General features: G+C 40.5%; 12 protein-coding genes. 10 read left to right on the top strand and 2 right to left on the bottom strand.

The window, feature by feature from the left end:
* Positions 1-7 precede the first annotated feature (7 nt).
* Entirely contained in the window at positions 8-1,768 is a 1,761-nt protein-coding gene (locus B3P16_RS05580; protein ID WP_286841677.1) for an alpha-L-fucosidase, read from the top strand.
* 115 nt (positions 1,769-1,883) lie between these two features.
* Here B3P16_RS05580 and B3P16_RS05575 read toward each other — a convergent pair whose 3' ends face one another.
* Positions 1,884-2,750 carry a cold-shock protein gene (locus B3P16_RS05575; protein ID WP_286753699.1) on the bottom strand — a complete coding sequence of 289 codons (867 nt, stop codon included), beginning with the start codon at positions 2,748-2,750 and terminating at the stop codon, positions 1,884-1,886.
* 300 nt (positions 2,751-3,050) lie between these two features.
* Between B3P16_RS05575 and B3P16_RS05570 the strand changes: the two genes are divergently transcribed.
* The 6 genes from B3P16_RS05570 (at position 3,051) to B3P16_RS05545 (ending at position 13,021) form a co-directional block, all read left to right on the top strand.
* The gene (locus tag B3P16_RS05570; protein WP_286753700.1) at positions 3,051-3,950 is read left to right on the top strand and encodes an SPL family radical SAM protein; all 900 of its coding nucleotides are present in this window, start codon (positions 3,051-3,053) and stop codon (positions 3,948-3,950) included.
* Positions 3,951-4,612: 662 nt separating this feature from the next.
* Positions 4,613-7,879, top strand: coding sequence for a SusC/RagA family TonB-linked outer membrane protein (locus tag B3P16_RS05565; RefSeq protein ID WP_286841675.1), 3,267 nt, complete (start codon positions 4,613-4,615; stop codon positions 7,877-7,879).
* Between the two features lie 4 nt (positions 7,880-7,883).
* On the top strand, positions 7,884-9,626 hold the full coding sequence (locus B3P16_RS05560; protein WP_070567962.1) for a RagB/SusD family nutrient uptake outer membrane protein: 1,743 nt from the start codon (positions 7,884-7,886) through the stop codon (positions 9,624-9,626).
* A 482-nt stretch (positions 9,627-10,108) separates the two neighbouring features.
* Positions 10,109-11,350, top strand: coding sequence for a quaternary amine ABC transporter ATP-binding protein (locus B3P16_RS05555; RefSeq protein ID WP_046675375.1), 1,242 nt, complete (start codon positions 10,109-10,111; stop codon positions 11,348-11,350).
* A gap of 2 nt (positions 11,351-11,352) precedes the next feature.
* Positions 11,353-12,180 carry an ABC transporter permease gene (locus B3P16_RS05550; protein ID WP_046675376.1) on the top strand — a complete coding sequence of 276 codons (828 nt, stop codon included), beginning with the start codon at positions 11,353-11,355 and terminating at the stop codon, positions 12,178-12,180.
* A 1-nt stretch (position 12,181) separates the two neighbouring features.
* Complete coding sequence (locus B3P16_RS05545; protein ID WP_088162284.1) at positions 12,182-13,021, top strand: glycine betaine ABC transporter substrate-binding protein; 840 nt, start codon at positions 12,182-12,184, stop codon at positions 13,019-13,021.
* A 67-nt stretch (positions 13,022-13,088) separates the two neighbouring features.
* Here B3P16_RS05545 and B3P16_RS05540 read toward each other — a convergent pair whose 3' ends face one another.
* Positions 13,089-13,349 (bottom strand): hypothetical protein, encoded by a 261-nt coding sequence (locus B3P16_RS05540; protein ID WP_286841672.1) that lies wholly within the window; start codon positions 13,347-13,349, stop codon positions 13,089-13,091.
* 185 nt (positions 13,350-13,534) lie between these two features.
* On the opposite strand from B3P16_RS05540, the gene B3P16_RS05535 reads away from it, so the two are divergent.
* The 3 genes from B3P16_RS05535 to B3P16_RS05525 all read left to right on the top strand — a co-directional run bounded on the left by B3P16_RS05535 (position 13,535) and on the right by B3P16_RS05525 (position 16,871).
* Positions 13,535-14,521 (top strand): helix-turn-helix transcriptional regulator, encoded by a 987-nt coding sequence (locus B3P16_RS05535; protein ID WP_070567956.1) that lies wholly within the window; start codon positions 13,535-13,537, stop codon positions 14,519-14,521.
* Positions 14,522-14,681: 160 nt separating this feature from the next.
* Positions 14,682-15,506 carry a siderophore-interacting protein gene (locus tag B3P16_RS05530; protein WP_070567954.1) on the top strand — a complete coding sequence of 275 codons (825 nt, stop codon included), beginning with the start codon at positions 14,682-14,684 and terminating at the stop codon, positions 15,504-15,506.
* A 15-nt stretch (positions 15,507-15,521) separates the two neighbouring features.
* Complete coding sequence (locus tag B3P16_RS05525) at positions 15,522-16,871, top strand: MATE family efflux transporter (RefSeq protein WP_070567951.1); 1,350 nt, start codon at positions 15,522-15,524, stop codon at positions 16,869-16,871.
* Positions 16,872-16,957 lie beyond the last annotated feature (86 nt).

Here is a 16,957-nt window from a genome sequence, read left to right as displayed (position 1 = left end):
TATGGGTATGAAAGGTATCGTATTGGGGCTCGCTCTGGCGACATTGTCTGCAAAGCAAGTTTCGGCGCAACAGATGGAAAAAATGTGGGATGGTCAAGGAGGAAAAAATTCCATTTCCCAAAATAGAGGGAAACTGTTCCGTGACGGCAAATATGCGATGTTTATCCATTGGGGAATCTATTCGCAGCTGGCAAATACCTGGAAGGGGAAAACGTTTTATGGCATAGGGGAATGGCTCATGAACAAGAGCATGGCCAATATCCCCGTCGCTGACTACATGGCCGCGGCGGCGTCATTTCATCCAGATCATTTTGACGCTAAGGCGATTGTGCAGCTTGCAAAAGATGCGGGGATGCGCTATATCGTGATTACGAGCAAACATCACGATGGATTTTCGATGTTTCATTCGAAAGTGAATTCGTTTAATATTGTTGAGGCGACCGATTTTAAACGTGATCCGATGATTGAGCTCGCGAAAGCCTGTCAGGAAGCGGGGATCGGTTTTGGCTTCTATTATTCGCAAAATCAGGATTGGACTTATCCCGGCGGAAATGGAGGTCCCAAGGTGGACGCAGCCGGTCATTCGAAAACATTTGACGATTATTTTTGGGAGAAATGCTATCCTGAGGTGAACCAGATTACGACGCAGTATGGGCCGATAGAATTGGTCTGGTTCGATACGCCTGGTGGGATGGATAAGAAATACGCCCAAAAACTTGTCGAATTGGTTCATAAAAATCAACCTGGGGCTTACGTGTCGGGACGTGTTGGACACGGACTTGGTGATTATTCTACTTTGGGGGATATGGAAGTACCACGGCAGAATGTTCCAGGTCTTTGGGAGGCAGTCGATGTAACCAATGACTCTTGGGGGTATGCCTGGTACGACAATAATTGGAAGAGTGCCCGTGAAATCTTGTCTCGTACATTGTCGACTATTAGCCGTGGCGGGACTTACATGTTAAATGTTGGGCCTAAACCAGATGGGACTATTCCTGAGCCAGCGAGCTTAGCTTTGCGTGGTGCTGGTGCGTGGATCCGAAAGTATCCAGCGGCCGTTTATGGTGCGCAAGCTTCACCTTGGGGGCACGCTTTGCCTTGGGGGGATGCTACTGTACAAGGACGTAAAATTTCATTATTGGTCTATCACTGGCCAACTAATGGAAAGTTGTTTGTTCCGGGCCTAACAAAGGGGATAACGTCGATCAATCTTTTAAACGCAGATGGGAAGAAAAAGTTAAATTATACGACCGATGGAAAATGGTTGGAGATCAATATCCCATCGGTAGCTCCAGATCCACTGGTTTCTGTGATTGAGGTCGTTATGCAGGGGACACCTCTTATTGATAAAATGTTGGGTGTCGATCCGGCGATGGAGACAATTCTTCCTGTAGACTTTGCCGAAGTTGAAGGATGCCATAAAACCGGGAAATCCTGGATGGAGAAATTCGGTGAATGGAAACATGTCGTTCAAGTAGGGCAATGGAATGATCAAAGTAAACTAACGTATGCTATAGACATTGTTAAGCCAGGCTATTATCAAGTTGATCTAAATTATACAGGGCAGGGGAGAGTGGTGTGGAAGATCGAAAACTCGGCTGGAGAGATCGTGCAGAATCAACAAGCCGCTGCTTCAGTGTATAATTGGTACCCATGGGGATGGATGAAATTTAAAGCCGCAGGAAGATACAGCGTTACTGTTTCATTTCTTGAAGGTGATGGTGACAAGGTCAGTCTCAGTGCACTTCGATTTAAACCTGTAGAATAGGCTGTTGCTGTCTATTCTACAGGTTTTTCAATCATCAATTTCTGTGCTTTCTGCCTTAATTGATGATATTCCCAAAAAAATCAAACAGGGATTTTTAGGCAGGCATTCGATTCAGCTAGTCTTGCATAAGAGTCTGTATTTTCTCAATAGAATCCTCATTCTCCAAAAACTCAAGATACGGTAACAAAGGTTCGATATCTTTTTTGTCCATTGTTTCTATGTCTTCAAATAAAGCATTTACAAAATCACTGCAAAAAGATTTGCCAAAGCTATACGTGATGATTCTCGCAAGATCATCACAATCGATTTCCGTGGCATTCAGATTAAATACAAGTTCAGGTATTTCGTAGTCGCCTTCTGCCGGATAGCCGATATACCTAAACATGCTTTCCTTCCATACACGAAATAGAATTTGATGCGAGACATGTTTTCCAAAGTATTCGAACACCTTGGAAAGTAGATCGCAAGCTGCCTCCTTCTCAAAAACACCGGTAATGCTTTTGTCTATCAATTCAGCATAAGGAATGAAAATCGAGCTATCGAAATGAACATCAAAATTAGCGGTAAGCATAGCCAATATATGTTCTTTGGGCTGGATTCTTAGAAGTTGTCTTGCTGTTAATGAGGTTAAGTTGTGCTTTTGTTCTCGACCGTGGCTATCGGGGAGGAGCACGGTGTGTTCTTTGTCGAGGAGCGAGATGACGAATTTCCAGTCTTCGGGCCTTTTGAGAATCCTGCAGTTCTGAGCGAGATAACCGCTTCTTTTTGGGTCAGGTTTCTTGTCTCCGACAATAACTTCTCCAGGTTGAATAACATGTTCTGGAGGAACTTTAAACCTGCGTATATGCACAAAGAGTTCTTCTCCGGAAGGTAACGCAAGAGTACCAAATCCTTTGTTATTGTCGAACCATTTGACAGCGCCGATAAACATGGCTGGAGTTGAGTTTTGTTTCAATAGCATAAAGGTAATGAATAAATGCATTTATTATGCATTGAAAATGAAATATTTGTAATTATTTGCCGTGAAAGACTTTTAACGGATCCGATGGATTCTTAGTCTACATGGTTAAGAACGCTTTCTAAACAGCCAAAATGTTCGTAATTTCAATAGAAAGCGACAATCAAATTAGTGGGACGGAATTGGACAGGAGTCAAAAGGCGTTTTGAAAAATCGATTGAGAGAATAATTTCATAGCATTTTTTGTCGCCTAGGCGTAATTTTGAGCTAACTTAGTCTGTTGAAATCTGTTCTATAAAATCGTTCAATAATATAACGTATCCTATGCAGTCTGTAATTGTCAAATCTATTCTCAATAAAACAAAACAAAGAGATCCTTGGTTTCTTGACGATTACACCGTTAACCCTTATAGCGGATGCTCGTTCAATTGTTTATATTGTTATATCAGAGGTAGTAAATATGGTATTAATATGGCCGAAAAGCTAAGTGTAAAGCGCAATGCGGTGGATTTGTTGGACCGAGCCCTAGCGCTTCGTGCCCGTAAAAAACAATATGGAATAATTGTATTGTCGTCTGCAACGGATCCTTATTTGCAATTTGAGCAAACCGAGCTACTGACGCGGCAATTATTGGAAATTATACTACATTATCGTTTTCCAGTGCATATTATCACCAAATCGGATCTAGTAAGTCGGGATTTTGATTTGTTGAAGCAGATCGATGCTGAAGCGATACTTCCATTGGATCTGCAGGGTAAATTGACACATCGCGCTTTTATTACTTTTTCCTTTTCAACCATCGATATGGAAATTGCCAGCATATTTGAACCAGGTGCACCATCGCCTGAGCTTCGTTTGAATACATTGAGTGAAGCACGTAAGATGGGATTGTGTAGTGGCGTAAGTTTAATGCCTTTGTTGCCCTTTATTTCGGATACCGGAACTCATCTTGATCAGATGTTTGGGACTTTTCGATCCATTGATGCAAATTATATTTTTCCAGCAACCTTGGCCTTGTATGGTTCTGATCCTGGTGACAATCGGACGTTGGTTATGCGTGCGGTTGAAAAACACTATCCACAACTCGTGGAAAAATATCAACGATTGTTTGGTGCGGACGGCAAACTTCCTAGCTATTATCGACAGGCATTTGCGGAAAAGGTTAAGGGACTATGTCTGCAATATGGACTTAGGGACCGGCTGACGAATAATGATCCCTTATAAATTCCTGGGTATTTTTGGCGGTTGATCAATACCAAAGTAGCTTTTTCTCCTTCTCTGTGATGTGTGTTAAGTTGAGCCTTTTGCATTTTTTCCTTATTGATAGGCCATTTAAGTTGAATGTGACGGTCTTGATTCTAATCTTTTTAATAAGCAATCTTATTCCGTAGTAAATACAGGTTTTTAGGTATGCTAACTGTTTGAATTTTAGCTTTTAATTGTATGTTTTCGCCCTGACTAAAACCGATAGAAAACAGATGTATTGGATAAAGGATTTTTTATGACGAAGTTTTACGTTAAAACGAAGAAAATAATTAACCTAATTGTTTAAGTGTTTTGTGAAATAAGTGATCCCTCGCTTTGTTGTTTTTTGTATTGTATTGTTTCAAATATGTTACATTTTATTTCGTATAAGGTTTTTGTGAATATTATTTGTTTAATATTATTTAACATGTTGATTTATAGTGTTTTGATTCATTATGTCAGACTGATTGGTTCTTTGTTTTATTAAAAAATTAAAAAAGACATTCTGTTTCGTGTTAAAATTGTATTATCTTAATATTGATTTAACCAATTGTCGTTTAATTGTTTAGTAATGCTTTGTTAATAATTTACAAATATTAAATAACCTTTCTTTGTAACCGAAGAAAAACAAAACCAAATTCATGAAAACGAAACACGTATTACTTCCTGTAATGATCGGGATGTCTCTCGGCGCGTGGGCCAAGAGCAAACCTGTCTTTCTGACATCTATTCCGGATGTTGAAATTTCCGCCAAATTTCAGGGGCCTATTCGAGGCATTGTAAAAACAGCAACCGGTGAACCTATCTCGGGTGTGTCAATTTTTAATTCAACTACTGGCAAAACTACGCAAACTGACCAACAAGGTGCTTTTGTCATCGAAGGGAAAACTGGGCATACATTGCGCTTGTCGATGATCGGTTTTGAAACACAGCACGTAAAAGTAGAGGCAATACCTTTAACCATTCAGTTAGTTTCGACAGATCAATCCCTTGATGAAGTAATTGTTGTCGGGTATGGTAAGCAAAAAAAGGTAAACTTAACAGGTGCTGTTACACAGATTGATGCGAAGATACTTGAAAATCGCCCAGTTGCCAATGCAACTCAAGCTTTGCAGGGAGCAATACCAAATTTGAATATTACATTTACCAATGGTAGGCCAGGAGGGGAAGGAAATGTTAATATCCGGGGTTTTGCTTCGATAAACTCAGCTAATGCACAGCCCCTTATTCTCATTGATGGGGTTCCGGGTAATATCAATACAATCAATCCGCGTGATATTGAATCGATATCGGTTTTAAAAGACGCTTCTGCGGCAGCGATTTATGGCGCTCGTGGGGCATTTGGTGTTATGCTCGTAACAACTAAAAAAGGAAAGGCCGGAAAAATGAACATTAATTATAGTAATAATTTTGGTTGGTCTGGACTGACGGTGCGGACAGATTTTATGACGAGCGGTTATGATGCTGCTAAACTAAATGATGAAGCTTTTATTCGTGCCACCGGTAATAGTTATACGGGATATACAGAAGATGACTATGCTGAACTATTGAAACGAAAAACAGATCCTAGTCTGCCTTCCGTAGTGGTTCAGAATAGAAATGGAAAAGATCAATATGTATATTATGGCAATACAGATTGGTGGAATGAGATGTATCGAAAAACACAGACCTCAATGGAACATTCGTTAAATTTCTCTGGCGGTAGTGAAAAAATTGATTACTATGTGTCGGGGCGACTTTATGAAAAAGGGGGGCTAATGAAAATTAACCAAGATAAATTCGATGCTTATAATGTTCGATCGCGCATAAATGCGCAGGTGACCCCTTGGTTGAAGGTAAGTGCAAATACCCAGCTGAATTACCAAAACTACACCTATCCAGGATGGGCGACAAGTCCAGATAATAACAATAATTTTATTTCAACAACGGTACACGCTTTACCATCTTATGTGCCCATGAATCCCGATGGTACCGCAACCTATAGGACGGAACTGAACAATTATAATATTGGCGATGGTATATATGCAGATTTGTTGCATGGAAAGTCAAAAGGTGGCGAGGATAAATATGAGTTTATCAATATGTTTGAGACTGTATTTCAGTTGGCGCCAAACTTGACCTTAACGGGTAATTATACCTTTACTTATAATCCGATCCATAACTGGAATAGAAGAACGGCCGCTCCTTGGTCTGTTTTTCCTGGTGTGATCAATTACTTGGGAAATGATACATATACCGAAACGATCATCAATAGGCCAAAACATTCACTCAACCTATTCGCCAATTATAGCAAGCAATTTGGAGATCATCAGTTTGCCGCCACGGTAGGCTTTAACCAGGAAACCACAGGATACAAACGAATCGGCGGTACGCATACTAATTTGCTGTCGGAGGATTTGAATGATTTTGCGCTGGGGACTGGTCAAATGCAGTTACTCGGGAATGCAAATACCTGGGCATTACGAGGCTATTTTGGAAGGTTGAATTACAATTATAAAGGGAAGTACCTGTTGGAGGTGAATGGTCGCTACGATGGAACGTCTAAATTTCCATCCAGTCAGCGATATGGTTTTTTTCCCTCTTTCTCGGGCGGATGGCGGATTTCGGAAGAGTCGTTTATGGCTAATCTGAAGCCTGTTTTGAATGAAGCTAAATTTAGAGTCTCCTATGGGGCGTTGGGTAACGCACAGGAAGCTACTGAGTATGGTTATATCCAATTGTTGAATGCGGGATTGTCCAATTACATAACCAATGGTACAAAAACACAATATCTGAGTGCACCAACTCCAATTTCGGCTGATTTAACCTGGGAGAGAACGAATACATTAAATTTCGGAACGGATCTCGAATTTTTTAGAACTCGACTGAGTGTATCTGCTGACTATTTTATTCGAAATACGCTCGATATGTTGATCCCGGGCAAAACATTGCCAGCGGTTTTTGGTTCGGCGTCGCCTCGGACAAACGCTGGAGACCTAAGAAATAAAGGCTGGGAGGTTTCTGTGGCTTGGCGTGATCAATTTGACTTGGATGGAAAATCTTTTGGCTATAATATTGGGTTGGGATTGTCGGATTCTAAAGCGAAGATCACACGTTTTGACAATAAGGAAATGCTGCTAAGTAACTATTATGTCGGCCAGACTTTGGGCGAAATTTGGGGGTATAAGGCTGATGGTTTTTTTCAGTCTCAGGCGGAAATCGACAATTGGAAAGTTAACCAGGATTATGTGGATAAACAACGATTGGCAGCACCGGGAGACTGGTCCAAGCTTCATCCTGGAGATTTGAAATTTGTTGATATTGGTGGAAAGGATGGCGTTCCGGATGGAAAGGTTGATGCTGGAGACAATACATTGATGAACCCTGGGGATCAAGTGATCATTGGGAACAACAGAGCCCGTTATACATTTGGTTTTAATTTGGGGGCAAATTGGCAAGGATTCGATATTTCGGCCTTCTTTCAGGGGATAGGTCGACAACATTGGTGGCCTGGAGCAAATGCAGATAAGTTTTGGGGACCATACTCAAGACCGTACTATTCGTTTGTGCCGAAGGATTTTGAACAGGATATTTGGACGCCTGAAAATACAGATGCCTATTATCCATTGTTAAGAGGCTATATTGCCTTGAATGATCGTGGATCTTTGAACGTCAAATCGGATCGTTACTTACAGGATTTGGCCTATATACGACTAAAAAATCTAACCGTAGGCTATACGGTTCCTCAGGCCTGGCTAAAGCGCGTGAAATTGGCCAATGCGCGGATTTATGTGTCTGGTGAAAATATTTGGACTGCGACTAAGCTCCGTTCCAAATATATTGATCCCGAACAGTCGGCTCAAGAGGTCAACGGAAGATCATATCCAATCTCTAAAACATTTTCATTTGGTCTAGATTTAACATTTTAATAGTATGAAAAAGATAGTATATATATATGCATTGTTGAGCTGTGGCATGATGGCTTGTAGCAAAGATTATTTGGAACGTTTGCCTGAATCGTCAGTTACTCCTGAGGCTTCCTTTAAAACAGAAAAGGATTTGGCGTTATTTACAAAGTCATTTTACGATGCCGCACTACCTTCGGCCGAAGGAGTTTATAACGAATCGGTCGATAATATCGTTAAGACAACATTGGATGATGAATTGACCGGAAAAAGACAGGTTCCGATAAGTGGCGGTGGATGGACTTGGGCAAATCTTCGTAATATCAATTACTTTTTGGCGAATTGCTTTAATACAGTTTCAGAAACGACTGCTGCGCCCTATGCTGCCGAGGCGCGCTTTTTTAGGGCATATTTTTATTTCGATAAACTGAAACGTTTTGGAGATGTGCCCTGGTATGACAAGGTCATTGATCAAAATGACGAAGAACAACTTAAGAAGGCGAGGGATCCGAGAACTTTGGTTGTATCAAACATTCTCGCTGATCTGGACTATGCGATTGCCAATCTACCGGCTACCAAAAGTGATGAAAAAGTGACCAAATGGACTGCATTGGCCTTAAAGTCCCGGGTCGCACTTTTTGAAGGAACATTTCGTAAATATCATACAGAATTTAATTTACCCGATGCAAACGGCCTGTTGGAGAAGGCGGCCGATGCAGCCAGCAAGCTTATGGAGGGAGCGCAATACAGCGTATACAATGCCGCGGGAACAGACTCTTATGGTGCATTGTTTTATAGTGTTAATAGTTTGCCACAAGAGGTTATTTTAGCGCGGAAATTCTCGGATGCTTTGCAAATCTGGCACAATGTAAATTATTATACGATTACAGCTTCCTACGGAAAACCCGGATTGGATAAAAATTTGGTGGATTCTTACCTGATGAAAGATGGAACGAGATTTACCGATAAATCAAATTACCAAACAATGACGTTTAAGGAGGAGGTCCTAAATCGCGATCCACGTCTAAGCCAGACGATTCGTACGCCGGGCTATAAGCGTATTGGAGGTGCCGCTGCTGTTGCTCCGAACTTTGGGAATTCAGTGACGGGATATCAATTGATCAAATTTGTGGGAGATGTAAAGTATGATAACTTCAATCGTTCTGAAAATGATATGCCGATTTTTAGGTATGCCGAGGTTTTATTAAATTATGCTGAAGCGAAAGCAGAGTTAGGCACATTGAGCCAGGCCGATTTGGACAAATCAATTAAGTTGTTGCGCGATCGTGTAGGCATGCCAAATCTAAATCTGCAGGCGGCTAAATCAAATCCAGATGCATTTTTAGCGAAAGACTATCCGAATGTAGTTGGTGATATGAAGGGGGTACTATTGGAAATAAGAAGAGAACGCCGTATTGAATTGGTGATGGAATCTTTCCGTTGGGATGATATCTTAAGATGGAAAAGCGGCCAGTTGGTCACGAGACAATTTAAAGGGATGTATTTTCCGGGTACAGGCAAGTTTGATTTAGATAATGATGGTAAGGATGACGTTTGGATTTATGAAGGTGACAAGCCGAGTGCCTCGGGAATTCAGCTATTGAAATTGGGCTCGGAAATCTTATTGGAAAATGGGAATAAAGGAAATGTGATTATTAATGCGCATATCAAAAAAGTTTTCGATGAAAAGAAAGACTATTTATATCCAATTCCTGTCCAAGAACGACAATTAAATCCTAACCTTACCCAAAATCCAAACTGGGGAGAATAATACACCTTAAAAAATGCGATCAGTGGTCGAGTGCTTCTCCCGCTGATCGTATTTTTAATATTACGATATGTTTTTTTTAACTAGCTGTATTTTAACTATATAGGTTGTGAAAAATGCGTTTAATTTATTTTTCGTACCTTTGTATCGTCAAAAGACAGAATGGCGTGAGTTTATTCCGCTATGGCTTTGTGCCTTTGGCACAGCCTAGGTTGTTCGTTATACTTGTTGAAGTATATTTTGGAGATGCTTTATAAATGGAGCATTTCGTCTTTAAAAGATTAGTTTCTTTTTCATCATTGCTCTTACCGAACCGAGAGTAAAGTATGTTAGTTAATAAGTTGATTGAACTGTACGAGTAAGATTTCGATCAAACGGACTCAACTGTAGGGATATTTTTTATTTGTAAGAAAATAGCGTAGGCGTATGGCCTTAGTGGATCACTTATGCCCTTTTGGTTTATTTATGTTCAAAAAAATTAAAGAATGGATAAAACTAGCAAGGTAAAAGTAAAAGTTGAAGACTTGGTACTTGTTTTCGGAAAGCAAAAGAAGCAAGCTTTGCATTTACTGAACGAGGGTTTCTCGAAGAAGGATATTTTAGCGAAAACGGGCTGTACTATTGGGATTAACAAAGCTAATTTTGAAATCTTCGAGGGGGAATTTTTCGTTATAATGGGGCTTTCGGGAAGTGGGAAATCTACCCTGCTCCGTTGTCTGAATCGATTGAACGAACCGACATCAGGAAAGGTTTATATCAATGGTGAGGATATAACAGGGAAAAATAATAAAGATCTTCTTGAAGTCCGTCGAACAGAAATGAGTATGGTCTTTCAAAAGTTTGGTCTGTTGCCACATCATACCGTGTTGAGCAATGCTGCTTTCGGTTTAGAACTACGAGGGGAAGAACGGGACAAACGGGAATCTAAAGCGCAGCAAGCGCTTGATGTCGTCGGGCTCAGTGGATTTGAACAACAGCTACCTTCTCAGTTATCGGGTGGTATGCAACAGCGGGTTGGACTGGCTCGGGCACTTGCAAATGATCCTGAAGTACTACTGATGGATGAGGCATTTTCAGCTCTGGATCCCCTGATTAAAACAGAAATGCAAGATCAGTTACTGGAGTTGCAGGATAATCTACAAAAAACAATCGTATTTATTACCCATGATCTCGATGAAGCGATCAAATTGGGCGATCGTATTGCTATTATGAAAGATGGTGTCATCGAACAGATCGGTACTGCGGAAGATATCTTGACAAATCCAGCAAGTGAGTATGTTAAAGCCTTTGTTGAAAAAGTGGATCGCAAGTCGATCATTTCGGCAGGTTCACTGATGTTTGAGAAACCTACTGTTGTACGTTTCAAAAAAGATGGCCCTGAGGGGGCGCTGCGGAAAATGCGGGCGACAGGAATTGAAATTCTCCCCGTAGTCGATGCGCATGATACTTTCCTTGGTTTTGTTCATATGAGTGAAGTCATTCAATCGGCAAAGCGTAGGGAACCCACCGTAGAATCCATTATACATGCCAACGTTCCAACCGTATCAAAAGAGGTGACCGTTGAAGAAATGTTGCCCCTGATATCGGAGATCCGGTCGCCAATCGCTGTGGTGAATGAACATAATCGTTTGTTGGGGATCGTAACACAGACATCGTTGATTATCGAAGCGACAAAGTATAATGAAGAAGAAATTATTGAATTAAAAGAGAAAGCAAATAATCAGTAGAAATGAATAAAGTAATCGATATAGGACAATACATCGCTGTAGCCGTCAATTGGCTGACAGATCATTTAGAGCCATTTTTTAACCTGATAAAAAATACAGGGAATGCATCCATTATTGGACTGGAATGGGTGTTAACAACGATACCTTTTTTTATTATCATCGCATTATTTACAGCATTAGCCTGGTGGAAATCTGGGAAAGGGGTCGCACTGACGACATTGTTGGGATTAACATTGATCTATCTGATGGGATTTTGGATTGCAACGATGGAGACTTTGGCGCTGGTATTGGTCGCTACCTTGACAGCCTTGGTTATATCAGTTCCTTTGGGTGTGTGGGCCGCGAAGAATAAACTAGCAGCGAAAATCATTCGGCCCTTACTTGATTTAATGCAGACGATGCCTGCCTTTGTTTACTTGATTCCAGCGGTGTTATTTTTTAGTATCGGTAAAGTCCCGGGAGCTTTTGCTACCATTATTTTCGCTATGCCACCTGCCGTCCGTTTGACGACTTTAGGGATTGATGCGGTTCCAAAAGATATCGTTGAAGCTGCACGTTCATTTGGCGCGACCAATAGTCAGATCTTATTTAAAGTAGAACTGCCCTTGGCTACAAAAACAATCTTAGCAGGGATCAATCAGACCATATTACTGTCTTTATCTATGGTTGTTATTGCCGGAATGATTGCTGCTGGTGGCTTGGGAGAAAAAGTGCTTGAGGGTATTAATAACTTGGATATTGGTCTTGGTTTTGAAAGTGGTTTGTCCGTTGTGATTCTCGCTATTATTTTGGATCGAATCACGCAGGGCTTTGTAAAAAAGAAAGCATAGTATGAGGAAAATAAAAAGTATGGTATTGTGTCTGATGGTGTTGTTGCTTGCGTCATGCAGCACAGGTCGGAATAAAAATATTATTCATATCGGTATGGTCGATGGCTGGGCCGAAGGGGTCGCAATGACAGAGGTCGCAAAAGTTATTATGGAAGAAAAGGGATATCATGTTGTTGTCCAGCGGGCTACGCCAGATATGATCTTAGCCTCCATGAACAATGGCGATACAGATCTATATATGGATGTCTGGCTGCCATTGACCCATGGAAGTAAAGTGGCTAAATTCCCCAATATTGAAGAGCTTGGAACGAGTTATAACCATGCGCGAAATGGACTTGTTGTACCGGATTACGTAACAATTGATGGAATTGAAGAGTTGAAAAAACATGAAAAAGAGTTTGATAAACGGATCATTGGAATAGAAAAAGGGGCTGGAATAACACGTGCCGTGGATCAGGTGATCAAAGATTATAGCCTCGATTATAAGCATGTGAACTCATCTACCGTAGCTATGATCACGGAATTGCAAAATGCAATCAAAGCAAAACGTTGGATTGTGGTAGCTGGCTGGCAGCCGCATTGGATGTTTGCTAAAATGAAATTGAAGTTTTTGGATGACCCCAAAAAGACATTGGGTGATGCCGAGCAAATTAAAATTTTTGCACGGGGAAACTTTAACATTGAGCAGCCTGAGCTAGCCCGATTTTTCTCCAAAGTCTACTTCGATGAATCAACAATGGCTGATTTGTTGTCAAAAATGCAGGGAAGCCAGGACAAAGCATTTACGGCAAAAGAATGGGTCAAGAAACATAACGATCTCGTAAAGGGCTGGTTATTGTAAACTGAGGTGATAAATAGTTATGCTCCCCCAGTACGCTACCCGGCATAGCATAAGGAGGGCATTGTCATTACGACAATGCCCTTAAAAATTTACGGGCCAGTTGAATTTGTTGTTGTTGTATGCTGGATAAAGGATATCTGCTATCATCAATCCATGTGTCGAGCCCCTTTGGAAATTCCCAGGCGAAATCTAAGACTTTCGCTTTTTCTGCGGATAAAATAATGTCATGTTTCGTTGCATTTGGATTGGCAATCTTGATGTTATTATAAATGCTATCCTGGATGAGTGGAAAGTTGTCTGCCATATCCTGATTTCTATTTGTATCCATAGTGAATTATTTTTCAAATAATTAAGAATGATTCTAAATAATTTTATACTTTAGTCAAAGATAGCAGGCATTCTATTGTTATGGGGTCTGCATAAGGGAGTAAAATGTCCGTCGAAGGGAATATTTCTGTTAAGGTATATTACCTAATGTGCGTAAGACTATTTGAATCCTAAAAGGAATTAAAAATGGCACTAAGATTATATGATATTGATTCACCCAATTTATTATTGGAGCGGACTTACCCAAGTACCTACTTTTCTGTCGACACTGGAATTTATGAATCTGTAACACATTTAGATACTAGATTTGGAAAAGGTTTTTATAAGGAGGTTTTCTTCGATGGTATTCATATTGGTTACGGTCATGCACAGTTATTTAAACGGATGCGGTTTCGTTTTGAAAGTGATTTTGAAACAGTTGAAATGCACTTTGCCTTAAAAGGCAATAGTCAGGCGAGTGGCGAAATGATGCCCTTAGGTGTAAATTTTGAGACATACCAGCATAATATTATTTACGGAAATTCAATGTGTGGTCAAATGGAGTGGGGGAATCAGGAGTTTCAGTTATGTGAAATAAACTTATCGCCCGAATTTTTTAAAAGATTCCTGCCCGAAGATTCTAAATTCTTTGCAGATTTTCGGAATGCTATTGACCGTGGTAAATCGGGATTGCTAACCAATATGCATAGACGGATTACCCACGATATGTATGAAATTATCGACGATGTAATCAATTGTCAACGAAAGGGAATTTTTAAGAAAATTTTCCTGGAAGCAAAGATTATGGAGCTCTTGCTTCTTCAATTGGAACAGTTTCAGGAAGAGGATTTTGTAGCAGTTTCGTTAAAAAAAGCCGATATCGATAAGATATATGCCGTTCGTGAGTTTCTACTAAAAAATATGGATACCAATAGTACACTAGTCAATCTCGCGCATCTGGTGGGTACCAATGAATTCACATTGAAAAAAGGTTTTAAGGAGCTATTTGGTACGACTGTTTTTGGTTTTTGGCATGACGCAAAAATGGAACATGCCAAGAAACTGATCTTAGATGAAGATCGAACAATCGGTGAAGTTTCTGATTTGGTTGGTTACAAAAATCAACGCCATTTTTCGGACGCCTTTAAACGTAAATTTGGAATCCCACCGAGTAAGCTAAAAAATACCTTGTAATGTGGAATAGTTTTTTTTACACTTTACGGACCTTTTATTCCTTCTTACGGAAGTTTTAATAGCGCATGAATCGGGTTTGATAAAAGTCGAATAATTACCTTTGTTTAGAAAGATTCTTAATAATGGTCTTTTGATCAAATATGTACGTAATTAGAAAATCATGGGAAAAACTGAAATGAAAGTAATACAGCTCGCCCTGACTGTAAGTAGAAAAGAATACCTGACGCCACATTATATTCGTGTTTATTTGACTGGTGATGGTGTAGATCAAATCGCTAATACGACCGTCGGAGTCAATAACAAGATCTTGATTCCGCCAAAGCATGTAGATCGCATTTATTTTCCAGAATTTGATTATGAACGAGGGCAGTGGAAGCCGATGGATGAGGCGATTAGGCCAACAGTTCGAACTTATACACATCGCGGTATCAACCTTGATAGAAATGAAGTATGGATTGATTTCGTTGCCCATGGTGATGAGGGGCCAGCTTCAGCTTGGGCTATGGCTGCAAAACCTGGCGACGTGCTTGGGATTCTGATGAAAGCAGGTAAGACGTCTCTATATGAAGTTGCAGCTAACTATCTCCTTGTTGGGGATGCAACTGCAATTCCTGTTCTGGGGGCAATCTTAGAAGATTTGCCACCTTTGGCAAAGGGAATCTGTATGATTGAAGTACATGGTAGCGAAGATATACAGCAATTGAAGACTAAGGCTGCTATTGATTTTATTTGGTTACATAATGATACGCCACAGGAAGGTAGCCTTTTGGCGGATTTGGTGAAGATCAGATCCTTGCCTGTAGCGGATAAATTTGCTTATGTAGCTGCTGAATTTTCGACAGTTAAGGAGATTCGCAATTATTTGCGTAAGGATCTCGGTTGGGGAAGAGAGGAGCTTTATGCTTATTCGTATTGGAAAGCTGGAGTTGCTGAAGATAAATCTGCTACAGATCGCCGTAGTGAGAGTGAAGAAATCCAGGCCTAACGTTTACGATAGGTTATGGAGAAACAGAAACAACTGATCTTAAACGGTAAGTTAAGTAGGGTGATGTGGCAGATGTCGTGGCCTGCCGTGATTGCAATGGTCCTGTATGGTCTGAATAATTTTCTGGATGGTATTTTTGTTGGTCATCTGATTAACAATACAGCGTTGGCAGCTGTCGGTGTAACCTATCCTTTAGCCCAATTTGCACAAGGTTTTGGTACCCTGATCGGAACAGGTATGGGGGCAGCAATTAGTATTTGGATAGGTGGGGATCAACAGGAGAAATTACATAGGTCATTTGGTACGGTGCATTTTTTGGCTATTATTTTCTCTCTTATAATTACGCTCCCTTGCTATGCATTTGCCGACAAATTAGTCTACATGATGGGGGGTAGAGGTGATTTATTGGCTCTTGGGGTGGATTACTTTCGAGCAACCATATTGGGTAGTTTTTTCTGGATTTATGGTTTGTCCCTCAACATGATTATTCGTGCAGAGGGTCGTATGAAAACTGCGGCCTGGATGATTGCAATAGGATTGCTTGTTGATGTCCTACTTAAACCGGTTTTTATAGAACACTTTGGTTGGGGTGTTTCAGGAGCAGCTTGGGCAACCAATATATCGATGATCATCTACACATTTTTAGGTGTATGGTATTACGCCGGGGGAAAGGCTTCGTTCAAAACAAAGTTTTGGTCTTTATCTTGGGATTTATCGATTTTAAAAGAAACGCTTTCATTAGGAATGCCCGGCTTTGTCATGATGGTCATGATTGTAATCCAGAATATTGTTGTCTTCAACGCATTGGCCAATTACGGAAATAATATGGATATTACGTTTTTTACGGCGATCAATCGGCTTTATATTTTATTAAATACCCCACTATGGGGGCTTATGCGGGCTTTGCAGCCTGTAACGGGGATGAATTATGGTGCTGGGCAGTATACGAGAAGTATCAATTCGTACCGTTTATTTGCCATTACTGGGCTGCTGATTCTGCTCCCGTTCTGGTTGCTGGTGATGCTGCATCCCGTTGCTGTGATATCGATCATGATCCCAGGAGCGATTTTTTCAATACAGCAGCTAATGGATTTCAGAATTTACATGAGTGTTTTATTGGTTCTTCCATTTATTTTTATGGCGATGGTGTGGTTTCCTTCCATTGATCATGCCAAGCCTGCGACTTTTATTAGTGTATTGCGACAGGTTGTATTTTATATTCCTATCTTAATTATTGCGCCAAAATATTTTGGTGTACACAGCATTTATGTAGCGAGCGCGGCGATAGACTGGATTATTTTCATTATAGTCATCTATGCGGTTCGACGAATCACGCGGAAGCTCAATATGCAAACTGATGTATAAGACATTGCAGCACGAACGATGTTAATGTTAAGTTAAGCAATCTTTAAGATTGCATTGTTAATATACTACTCATCTTCTAGTAATAT

The sequence above is a fragment of the Sphingobacterium sp. UBA7631 genome (assembly GCF_002483935.1).
Taxonomy (GTDB): Bacteria; Bacteroidota; Bacteroidia; order Sphingobacteriales; family Sphingobacteriaceae; genus Sphingobacterium; species Sphingobacterium multivorum.
This window is presented reverse-complemented; position numbering and strand designations above follow the sequence as displayed.